6 protein-coding genes and 1 pseudogene are annotated in these 11,592 nt (G+C 47.9%); 4 read left to right on the top strand and 3 right to left on the bottom strand.

All coding sequences use genetic code 11. The annotated features are described in order from the left end of the window. Window positions 1–120 (top strand): annotated as a pseudogene (locus tag HRU42_RS13645) (IS1595 family transposase); the annotation flags it as partial. A 255-nt stretch (window positions 121–375) separates the two neighbouring features. Here HRU42_RS13645 and HRU42_RS13640 read toward each other — a convergent pair. The 3 genes from HRU42_RS13640 to HRU42_RS13630 all read right to left on the bottom strand — a co-directional run bounded on the left by HRU42_RS13640 (window position 376) and on the right by HRU42_RS13630 (window position 4,808). Beyond that, the gene (locus HRU42_RS13640) at window positions 376–1,524 is read right to left on the bottom strand and encodes a lipocalin-like domain-containing protein (RefSeq protein ID WP_295031874.1); all 1,149 of its coding nucleotides are present in this window, start codon (window positions 1,522–1,524) and stop codon (window positions 376–378) included. Between the two features lie 112 nt (window positions 1,525–1,636). Further along, complete coding sequence (locus HRU42_RS13635) at window positions 1,637–4,147, bottom strand: FtsX-like permease family protein (protein ID WP_295031873.1); 2,511 nt, start codon at window positions 4,145–4,147, stop codon at window positions 1,637–1,639. Next, on the bottom strand, window positions 4,140–4,808 hold the full coding sequence (locus HRU42_RS13630) for an ABC transporter ATP-binding protein (RefSeq protein WP_295031872.1): 669 nt from the start codon (window positions 4,806–4,808) through the stop codon (window positions 4,140–4,142). Before HRU42_RS13630 ends, HRU42_RS13635 begins: the two co-directional genes overlap by 8 nt. Before the next feature lie 402 nt (window positions 4,809–5,210). On the opposite strand from HRU42_RS13630, the gene HRU42_RS13625 reads away from it, so the two are divergent. The 3 genes from HRU42_RS13625 (at window position 5,211) to HRU42_RS13615 (ending at window position 11,572) form a co-directional block, all read left to right on the top strand. Continuing rightward, entirely contained in the window at window positions 5,211–7,130 is a 1,920-nt protein-coding gene (locus HRU42_RS13625; protein ID WP_295031871.1) for a hypothetical protein, read from the top strand. A gap of 128 nt (window positions 7,131–7,258) precedes the next feature. Beyond that, a complete protein-coding gene (locus tag HRU42_RS13620; RefSeq protein ID WP_295031870.1) occupies window positions 7,259–9,985 on the top strand; it encodes a TonB-dependent receptor in 2,727 nt (908 codons plus the stop codon). A gap of 57 nt (window positions 9,986–10,042) precedes the next feature. Beyond that, complete coding sequence (locus tag HRU42_RS13615) at window positions 10,043–11,572, top strand: tryptophan halogenase family protein (RefSeq protein ID WP_295031869.1); 1,530 nt, start codon at window positions 10,043–10,045, stop codon at window positions 11,570–11,572. Window positions 11,573–11,592: the final 20 nt, after the last annotated feature.

Genomic DNA, 11,592 nt, shown 5'->3' with positions numbered 1-11,592 from the left:
GGAGTAGCCACAAAGTACTTATCGCATTATCTCGCTTGGTTTAAAGAAAGTAACGCAAAGCTAGATAAACGCCGAATATTGATCGCAGCATATGGAGGACAACAATGTTATGGAACATAGCCAAAAAAGTATGCACGATGGATTGGCCACGCTTGAGGTAAGTCGGCATTGCATCGTGCCTTATCCCACTCGATATCGTCTTTCTGCTCAGCGGCCTCAACTATCACTCATTGGCAGAGTGGTCCCTAAACATTTTAAGCAATATTCGGCGAGTGATATTGATGTAAAATCATATTAAACAGCGGCTTGTTAATGACGTTCATGGTTTTCAATTTATTAGTATTAGTATTGGTTACGGCCAAAGCTATCTAAGCCCTAGTGATCATATCCCGTCAGTTCCATATAGCCCTCACCTTTATGACTCCCTGAGACAATGACAGGCCCCTCCCAATAGCTGATAGTTAAAGGGACTCTTGCATCGGGATTGAGCGCCTGGGTGCGAATATCAATACTTTCAGAGGGTATCGAAATATTCCACGCAACAGGGTAGTAAACTGAGTCTATTTCATGCCAGTTCGCTACTTGCAGCTGGATATCTTTGGCGGCTATATTACGGCCGCTGCCATCGGCAAACATTCTGCGGCCGCTATAGAAGCTAGGTTTATCTTGCTCCCTCAGTTGGAACAGCATCAAGCTTGACCCATCTGTTAATCTAAGGGCAAACCAGTCCCAGCCAGCTTGCGTCTTGTTGAGAAACTGCGAGCTCCACTCGCGGTCTAACCAGGCATCGCCGTTGACGCTATGATGTTCTCCGTCGATAGTCACAGTGCCCGACACTCGGATAAAAGGCTGGCTGTAATAATGGGAGGCCACCGAGGCGTCGGCACTCTTGATGCTGTAGCCTTGCTCTCCCTGGAGCTGATAGGGCGCGCTCGTTTGCAGGGTTAACTGGTAGCTAAATTGTTCGGCATCGACCCTGAGCCTGGCCGGGAACAAGTCTTCACCTGTGCCCGTCCACTGCCAGTCATCTATCTTGATGGTGAGGGGATTGCTTGAGACATCGGCCAGTCTGGGATGGCGCCTCGACCATCTCTCTTCGGCAAGGTGTGAAGTTTTAGTGGTGACGGCCCCATGGGTCATAAAAATGTGATTGCTGGCCCAGCCTGAATCTGTGAGCCTAGTGGGTGAAGCGGCTTTTTCAGAGGCTTGTTCAGAGGCTTTCTCAGGGGATAGGGCGACACGAAACTGGGTCCATTGCAGCCCCAATGGTTCTCCCTCATCAGTCTCTAAATTCGCGGTGAGATACCACCACTCCTGACGAAAATCATCGTGGGATAGATGATCTTCGGGAAAACTAATCTTCCTCTGTTTATCAACCGCAGTATAGCCAGCTGCATCATCGCCTAGCAGGCTTGCCATAGAGCTAGGTGTAGATGTCAGTGTCGAGGGCTTAGAGCAGGCCGTAAGCATGGTGATAGTCAATAATAAGCAAGCTTGCATGACTAGGGGTGGCTTGGGCATCATATCACTTCCCTCTGCAGGCTAGCGATCAGCGCTTGCTTGGTCTGGTGCTTATAAAGGCGGAATTGGACGGCCAATAATAAGCAGGCTTGCATGACTAGGGGGGGCTTGGGCATCATATCACTTCCTTCTGCAGGCTAGCGATCAGCGCTTGCTTGGTTTGCATATACAAGGGAAAAGCCACGGCTAATAAGCTGGAGACCAGAGCCAGCAAGACCACCTGGCCATAGGCAAACCAATCCCATTCCATGGCGATACTCCAGCCGAAGGCTTGTAGGGTGAGTTTATTGATCAGCAGATAACCTAAAATGGCGCCCATTGGCAGGGCTACCAGGCAGGTAAGCAAGACGATAATCAAGATCTGACCGAAGACGAGTGCAGTGAGCTGACGGCGAGTGACTCCTAAGGTGTAGAGCCTGGCCATGGGCGCCATTCTCGCTTGGGTCACCATGAAACAGGCGCTAAATAAGCCGATGGCCGCCACGAGCAGGGTCAAGGAGTTTAATGCCTGGGTGATAGAGAAGGTGCGCTTAAACATGATGATCGCCTGCTGCTTAATCTTCTTCTGGCTAAATATCATGGCGTCGGGTATCGAAAATACCTGCTGTAGCTCTTGTTTGAATTTGTCGGTGTCTCCAGTAAGGTTTATGGCCAGACTCATGGGGGTCGCTGGAAAGCCATTGGCTCGCCAAGTCTCGGGTGAGATGATGACCTCGCCGTAGGGATTACCATAATCGTAGAACACGCCGCCCACGGTAAAGTGATTATCTGGCAGAGCCTGTAAGTCTATGCTATCCCCTAACCGGAGATGTAACTTGATGGCCAGTGGCTCGCTGATCAGCACCAGTTTATTAGCAAAAAATGCGGGCCACATATTGTCCACAGTCTGTTTAAATACTGTGGTCTCGGTTAGGGACTGCTTATCTCGAGTGACGATATTGATGGGCAGCGTGTCTTGTTTACTGCTTAGCTGCCAATATTGATAGAGGGCATCCACATGCTGGTGTCTGGTCAAAAAGGCTTCCACCTCGGCAATTTGATGGGATGCTGGCCTGATATAGAGCTCGGCATGGAGTCTGGCATCGAGCCAGTTTTTCAAGGTGCTCTCGAAGCTGCCCACTAAGGTGTTCATGGATATATTGGCCGTCAGCGCTAATAACATGGCCATCATGGCCAGCGACAGGGGGGCGATTAGCTCCCTGGTCTCGGCGACCTGATAATGCAATAGACCCTTAGGCGTTATCTTTAATAGCTGCTTGACCATAAATGCCAGAGACCAGGGCAGGGCTAAGGGGATGGCGATGACCACCAGACTAAGCAGGGCCATGGTGTAGCGATAGTCTTGGCTGAAGGGCAGTGAAATCGATGCCACTAGTCCGAGGGTGATGGCAATCAATAATTGATAGCGATAGATGTTATCGGCACTTTTTTGCTGAATAAATTGGCTCGAATTACCGGCCAGAGGCTGACGGACTAGCCGAAAAAATAATGACGCCGAAGCTGCCAGCGCGGCGAAAAACGTCAGGCCTATAGCCTGAAACAACCAGCTCCATTGCCATTGGCCCGGAAATATCTTAGCGCCATAAAGCTGCTCCAATGTGACCGAAACCATGGGCTGCAGCCAATGACTGAGCTGCAATCCCAGCATAAATCCTATGACTGAACCCATGATGACCAAGAGCAGAAGCTCGATACACAGAGCCAACATTAGGGGGGCCTTGGCTATGCCTTGTTGCTGTAGCTGTGTCAGTAACCTCTGCCGCTTGAGTAAGCTATAGCGAACCCCGTTATAGGCGATAAACAGGCCGACCACGAAGGCCAGCAGGCTCATGGCGGTCAGGTTAAGGTGAAAGCTCTCGGTGAGGGCGGTGAGGCCAGCGCCATTATCACTCTCTACTAACACGCCTCGATGTCCAATAAGCCGCTCCAACTGGCCCTTGTCACTGCTGATGTCGGAGAAGAGGGCGATATAGCTGAGTTTATTGGGCTGTTTGAGTATGCGCTGGGCCAGAGAGATATCCATTAAGATATCAGAGCCCAAATTACTGGCATCGTCTAAGGCGATAACACTCATCTTCACGCCCCCGAGTACCAGATCGCCGTCTTGGGAGAGTTGCTCCGCCAATGATTTGCTGGTCAGTACTATGGGCGCGCCGGATAAGATATCTCCTAGGGGAATATTTACCGAGAATAGCCCGCGGCCAGCGTTAGTTCTGGCTTCACTCGTGATGCGAGAAGCTGAGGCTGGGAAAGCGGTGAGGGCGGCCATAAGATCGCTGCCTTGAATGCGCCAACGTTTGCCATTCGAGTCGCTGGTCACGCCTTGCAAGACAGGCAGACTATTGTTGAAACCGTCGGCGCGCATATCCAGGTACAGGCGTTCGTCGAGCCACTTACTGCCAAGTGGCGCAGTGACGGACCATTTGGCTTGCAGGCTCAGTAGCTCGGTGGCAGAGCCGTAGCTCTGAATGGCGTTTTCATTGGTGGTGCGAACCCCAATCAGCAAGGTGACAGCCAGAATAATACCGATACTGATGGCACCAGCCTGCAGAGGGGCTTGGCGATAATGGGCCAAGAAGAGCCCAAGGCAGAGCCTAGTCATGGGGATGACCCCGATATTATTCATGGATCTGGCCATTATCCAGATGCCAGCGGCGTTGCATAAACTCGGCGCATTCCATGCTGTGGGTGACCATGATGATGCTGGTGTCCTGCTCTGCTGCCAGTTCACATAAGAGCCTCATTACCTCTATACTGGCGAGCTGATCTAAGTTGCCAGTGGGCTCATCGGCTAACAGGAGCCTGGGTTTATGGGCCAGTGCCCGGGCGATGGCGACTCTTTGTTGTTGACCACCGGATAAGGCTTCGACATGGCGCTCGAGTAATGGCCTCAGACCTAAGCGATCGAGCAGGTGATCGCACCAGGGGCTCCAATCTAAGCCATTGAGTCTGAGTGGAAATGCGATGTTATCTTCGACGTTAAGCGGGGTCAGCAGGTTAAATTGTTGAAACACTACGCCCAAAGAGACGCGCCTGAAATGGCTCCAGTGACTGTCATTCCATGGCGAAGTATTCACGCCTAGCAGGCTAAGGGAGCCAGCATCGGGCCGCTCGAACCCGGCAATAACATTCAATAAGGTGCTCTTGCCACTCCCGCTGGCACCTGTGAGCGCTATGGTGTCACCTTGGGCGAGCAGTAACTCGAGTTTATCGAGGACATTATGACACACGCCGCCATCGATAAACGCTTTGGTGATGCCTCGCAGTTGAACTGTCTGATCCGTCATAAGGCTCCATGTTAGCCGAGGTGAGTTCCCTGATGAACCTCGGCAATGACAATACCGGCATTTGGCATCAAGGTGTTGAGTCTCGGGTGTTTTACCCCAAGTTGTTAACATTTAAACTAACACTTCAATAAGTATTAGTCAGACTAATGTTACCTCATCCCTAACCGTTCTGGTTCGCCTCTTTGAGGCTGTGTCACCCAGCCACTAGGCATCTAAGCATGATATTAGATCGAGATTATCATTGACAAGGTTATTTTTTATCCATAATGTATACGTATACATGTTCAATCAATGTTAACAGGGATTGCAATATTGATGGTTAACGCTGTTGTATATGCTAAACAGCGGTTATGGATAAAATCGCCGAGAAAATAACAAGTATAAAAACTGATGGGTGAGCCTATGAACAAAAAAAATAGCCATTTATTCGAGATGATAAATACATCAAAAATAGTCTTATTGATTGTTTCCTTGATGAGTTCTTGTCTGATGACAAGCAGTTATGCTGCTGTTATTGCTAGTGATTATGTAGTGATTGATGACTTTGAAGGGACGAGCGTCCCCGGCCGCAGCTGGTTTTATACCAGAATAGGATCAGACCTAGGTGCCATGTGGGGAGGTAACGGTCAGGCTACCTTGGGCGATGGTATCGCAGACTTATCTGCCAATGATAATGGTTGGGCTGGGGTCTGGCTGCATACCTACCACATAGCTACGCCGAACTTGATGATGAATACCCATCGAGTTCTTGGGCCCTATATAGAGTCGGCCTATCAATCTAAAATTGAAACAATCAAGGTGGCGATCAAGGACGGTCAGGGTGATTTTAAAATAGAAGTTATCGATGGCGATGGTGCGATTAAATATTCACAGACCTTCATCCTAGATGGCGGCACTAATACCTTAGAACTCGATATCACCAATGGTGGGATAGCATTCGATATCAAACAAATAAACCTCATTTCAGGTATTGCCAACAGCTGGGCTAAAGTTGACGAGCTGGGTGTGGTCATTCAGTCGCCGGCACTGACCACAGAAGAAGCGGTATTTCTCTACTCTTATGCGCATATGAGTCATCAATATGATGGTGATCTAGGTTTAATCGGAGAGCGAGCCAGTTGGGAAGTGGGCGCGTTACCGGTAGGTAATAACGGCCGGGGGACCGCGGGTGTGCCAGCCACGGCATTATTTGCACTCGCCACCGCTCTCGGTAAAGAAATGGGTTATGTTAACGCCCTCGATGCCGATATGATAGTGCGAAAAATACACGATAAGATGCAGTCTTGGCCCACACAGAAAGGGTTATTACCGCATTATCTACAAATGAATAGTTCAGGCTCAATGGTGCTTAGACCACAATCTGAGTATTCCAGTGTCGACACCGCCATTACATTATCGGCATTAATATTGGCCGATAACATCATAGGCATAAATTCGGCACCGATAGAGGCAATGGCTGAAAATATCGATTGGAATGACTTAACCAATAATTATACCGAACCGGTTTCGCATGGATATGATAGCCAGGGAAACTTATTATCCTATGTCGATCAAAATGGTTCGACTGTCTATGTGCGCTGGGATGTGTTTGGCTCTGAAAGTTACATCATTGGCGTATTGCATGGGGCGGCTACCGGAAAAACAAACTTATTAAATCCTGCGTATCAATACGCGCCTACATGGGATGGATCAGGTTTTAATGATGAGATGGCTGCTCTGTTTTTCCCCGTTAATACTGGAACTGCCGATGCGTGGGGCAATAATTGGGCACAATATCGCAGTGAGATGCGAATCAAACAGCAGCAACATCTTGCCAGTCACTATGGAGATCAATGGCTAGCTTACGATAATTTAGGGCTGTTTGGCTTTAGCGCCGCAGAGGTACCCGAAAAATGGATGGTGGCCGCGAGTGATGAATATAAGGCATGGGGTGTCGGAGGTCATGGCGGTTTTCATGATGGCGTCAACTGGCCTGGTGTCTCTTATCCTGTTGTAGCGCCCCATTACGCCGCCATGATTTCAGCCGAAGATCCGCAAACATTTAATGCCGTGTTCAATTACCTTATTCAAACTCAAAAATCATTCACCCCCTTAAATAATATTGAGTCATTTGGCTTGGGCACTAGCGGAACCGAGTTTCATTGGAATTCACTGAAAGGTTCGTGGAATTTAGGCTTGCAAGTACTGGGCGTAGCCCGGGCCTTACAACAAACAAAAAATCAAGATATTACCTACGATGCCCTGCGCAACAATGCTTATTTGAAACAAGGCTTTGATCATATGATGTTTAGTCATAGGGGCGTGGCACGGGCCTTACAATAAACAAAAAATAAAGATATTACCTACAGAGCTCTACACAACAATGGTTATTTGAAACAAAAATTGGATCATATGAAGTTTAATCATTGATACGAGAATTGGCAGACATAAAAATAACAAGAGATATAAAAATGAAAATGATAAAGCTCAATGCGATATCGATCGCACTCATGACCGCCGGATTGGCATACAGTTCTGTAATATTAGCCGAAGAAGTTAAAGAACAAGAAGTTATGGACGTTATTGAGGTGACTGGAATACGTTCTAGCATTATCAAGGCGCAATTACTGAAAAAAGACAACAGCTCTATCGTAGAGGCACTCACCGCGGAAGACATAGGTAAATTACCCGATGTCAGTATTGCAGAGTCACTGGCAAGATTGCCAGGCCTGGCGGGTCAACGCATAAACGGTCGAACCCAAACCGTGAGTATTCGGGGCATGGCACCGGACTTTAGCACCACCTTGTTAAATGGTCGTCAAATGGTCAGTACCGGCGACAACCGCAGTGTCGAATATGATCAGTATCCGTCAGAGCTTCTAAGCGGCGCTACCGTGTATAAGACACCCGATGCGTCTCTTATCGGTCAGGGCATTGCCGGCACCGTAGATCTACATACCTTGAAGCCTCTAGCCCATGGCAAACAAACATTTTTCATCAGTGGCGCCTATGAAAAAAATGAATATGAAGCATTAAATCCGGATGCCGATAACGATGGTCACAGGTTAACATTTTCATATATCGATCAATATGCAGACGATACTATCGGTCTGATGTTGGGGATTTCCAGCAGTGAAATCGCCACCCAAAGCAGACGAGATGGCTACTGGGATGGGCTGCTTCCCGCCGCATGGGGTGGGCTCAGCTCAACAGATGCTAATGTCCCGTTCGAGCCAGGTGATTTACAAATGCTCGGTGGTATTAAGCCTTTCGCGCAATCAAACACCTTAAAGCGTAATTCTGTGATGGGGACAATCGAGTATGAACCCTCAGATACCTTTAACACCTCGGTGGATATTTTTTATACCGACTTCGAAGAGGATGTGTTGTGGCGTGGCATAGAGCAGCAGCTCTTCTGGTCAGGCGGCGCTATAGAGCCTGGGTTTACCGTTGAAAATGATATCGTTACCAAAGGTACCGTACATATCCCTACCTCTGTGGTGCATACTAAACTCGATGAACGCGAATCTAAGCTTTATGCCATAGGTTGGAATACTCAATTTTCCATCGGTGATGACTGGCAATTTGAAACTGATTTGAGCTACTCAAGGGCGGACCGTTCAGATTGGAACACCCAATTACAGTATTATAATACCGACCCACTGAATGAGCTCAGCTTCGAGTTACATGAAGATGGTCATCAATTTTCCAACAGCAAAGATTTTACCGATAGAGATAAGCTCAAGTTGGGTAACCCTATGGGATGGGGCGCCGAATTTGTCGAGGGCGGACATCTGGGGGACACCATGAACCCACGTATCACAGATGATATGCTGCAGCTCAAGTTAGCCGCCTCTTACAGCCTGAATAATAGCTTTATCAGCCAATTGCATGTCGGTATCAACTTCGATAGAAGAGAGAAAGATAAGCAGCATAGCCAATGGTCTTTCGCCTTAGCAGAAGGCGCGAGTGATAGCGTTCCAGACGATGCGGTGGTGATGAATGATTCTTTCTCCGGCCAAGGTGACTTTTACGCACTCGACCCTTCCTCTATGCACAGTGACACTTATGAATGGATTAAGGCGGAGAACATAGGCCTATCCACTCGTAGTTGGTCGGTGGAAGAAGAGATCATCACGGCCTTCGTTATGGCAGATATTGACATCGATATCAGTGATTATTATTTATCTGGTAACTTTGGCTTGCAATACATAGGTGTAGAGCAATCATCTAAGGCTAATTCAGCCAGTGTCATCGATGGCAGCTTAACCTTAGTGCCGGTGGAGCTGGGCGCGAGTTATTCAGATTTATTACCCAGCCTGAACTTGAGTCTAGAGATCACCAATTCAGATGTGCTTCGTTTAGGCGTCAGCCGCAGCATTACTCGCCCCCGCATGGATGAGTTACGCGCGTCTTCAACCTATGGCTTAGATCCAGCGAAAGAAAAGGGCACTACGTTAGCCACGACTCCTTGGAGCGCCGGCGGCGGAAACCCAGCACTAAAACCATGGAAATCCGATGCGATAGATTTATCCTTCGAGCATTATTTCGATGACAGCACTGGCTACTTTGCCTTGGCCGCATTTTATAAGGAGCTGGACTCCTATGTTTATAATCAGCCAGTAGAAACCGATTTCACCGGTTATGATACCGGCGTGCTAAATCCTGTATATTTTAAAGGATTTACCAGTGCTCCTGCCAATGGTGATGGCGGGACGATTCATGGTTTTGAAGCCAGTCTTGCCTTATCTGGCGAGCTAATTGCAGACTTTTTATCTGATTTCGGTACGGTATTGAGTGGCTCTATGACCGAAAGTAACATCTTACCCAATGGGCCAGATGCCGAGTCTAGTCCACTGCCTGGATTGTCTAAAAATGTGTATAGCGCGACTGTGTATTATGAATACAACGGCTTTTCAGCCCGGATAAGCACCCGTTACAGAGATCGTTACATCGGTGAATTACCCAACTTTGCCGCGGAACGTACCTTAAGACAAACCGAAGCTGAAACCTTAGTCGATGCACAAGTCAGTTACGCCTTTACTTCAGGGTCGTTAGAAGGCCTCACGATTATGCTACAAGGCATTAATTTAACCGATGAGCCTTACACGGCAATCGTGGGCGATGAAAAACTGGCGATTGTGGATCAGTTCACTTACGGCGCTACCTATGCCTTTGCGGCTTCATATAAGTTCTAGTGTTAAGGCCATAGCTGTACCTTGAGTTATGGCCATTTTTTTAAACGTGAGCAAATAATGAAAAAATCTAACATGTCTCAAGATAATAATATTACTAGCCTAGTCATTGTGGGTGGTGGCTCCGCCGGTTGGATGACCGCCGCGGCATTAGCGAATACCTTAGGGTCGCAATGTAACATCACCTTGATCGAATCGGATGATATTGGTTCTATTGGTGTTGGAGAGGCGACGATCCCCCCCATAAAGCAATTTAATCGACGCCTGGGGATCAGTGAGCAGGACTTTATTAGCCACACCAAGGGCAGCTTCAAACTGGGCATTGAATTTATCGATTGGGGCAAGCAAGGGCATAGCTACTTCCATCCTTTCGGATCTTATGGTCGTAATTTCGATCTGGTGCCTCTGCATCAGTATTGGTTGCGAGATCGAGCCAATGGTGATGCCGCATGTTTAGATGAATATTCAATGGCGTGGTGGGCCGCCAAGAACAATAAGTTTGCATTGCCTATCGCAGATAAAAAAAATGTGCTCTCTACCTATGATTATGCCTATCACTTTGATGCCATGGCATACGCAAAATATCTGCGTGATTACTCACAAAAGCGCCAGGTCACGCGTATTCAGGGTAAGGTCACCCAGGTTAACCTGAATGACGATAATGGTTTTATTGAGTCTGTCACCTTAGCAGATGGCGAGTCTATCGAGGCCGATTTTTTCATCGATTGCAGTGGTTTCAGGGCGATACTCATAGAGGGCGCATTAAACACTGGATTTGAAGACTGGTCACATTGGCTCAAATGCGACCGGGCGGTCACGGTGCAGAGTGAAAATACTGGTCCATTGCTGCCTTACACGCGTTCGACTGCGCTCGCTGCCGGTTGGCAATGGCGCATTCCATTGCAGCACAGGACTGGCAATGGCTACGTATATAGTCATAGACACATCAGCGACGAAGCAGCCCTAGCGTCTCTGTTACAAAATTTAGACGGCAAGCCGCTGGGCGAGCCAAAGTTGATTAAATTTAATACCGGGCGGCGTAAAAAAACATGGCATAAAAACTGTGTCGCCATTGGCTTATCTGCTGGTTTCCTAGAGCCATTAGAGTCAACGAGTCTGCATCTAATTCAAACGGGCATCGACAGGTTACTCGCCTTGTTTCCTAAGAAAAACTGCCAGCCATTGCTTAGCCAAGAATATAACCGTATCACTCAGAATGAATATCAGAGCGTCAGGGATTTTTTAATATTGCATTATTGTCAGACCGAGCGCCGAGATAGTGACTTTTGGCGTGAGTGTGCCTCTATGCCAATCCCTGAGAGTTTACAGTATAAAATTGACCATTTTCGTCATTCTGGCCGCCTCGTTGCCAGCGATGTTGAACTGTTTAAAAACCCCAATTGGTTAGCCGTGTTTGTTGGTCAGTTAATCGATGTTGAACAATATGATCCCTTGGTCGATGCCAGAGTGCATCTGGGTGCCACAGAGAAATTGTCTGGATTACGCCAAACCATGAAAGATGTTCAGGGCATCATGCCTGATCATCAACAGTATATTAATGCTTACTGTCCTATGAAGTTAAAAAAATAAAATCAAAAATTAGAGATGAC

The organism is Shewanella sp. (genome assembly GCF_013214165.1).
In the GTDB taxonomy this organism is placed as follows: domain Bacteria; phylum Pseudomonadota; class Gammaproteobacteria; order Enterobacterales; family Shewanellaceae; genus Shewanella.
The sequence above is the reverse complement of the archived record's forward strand: the minus strand, read 5'-3'. Positions and strand labels throughout refer to the sequence as shown.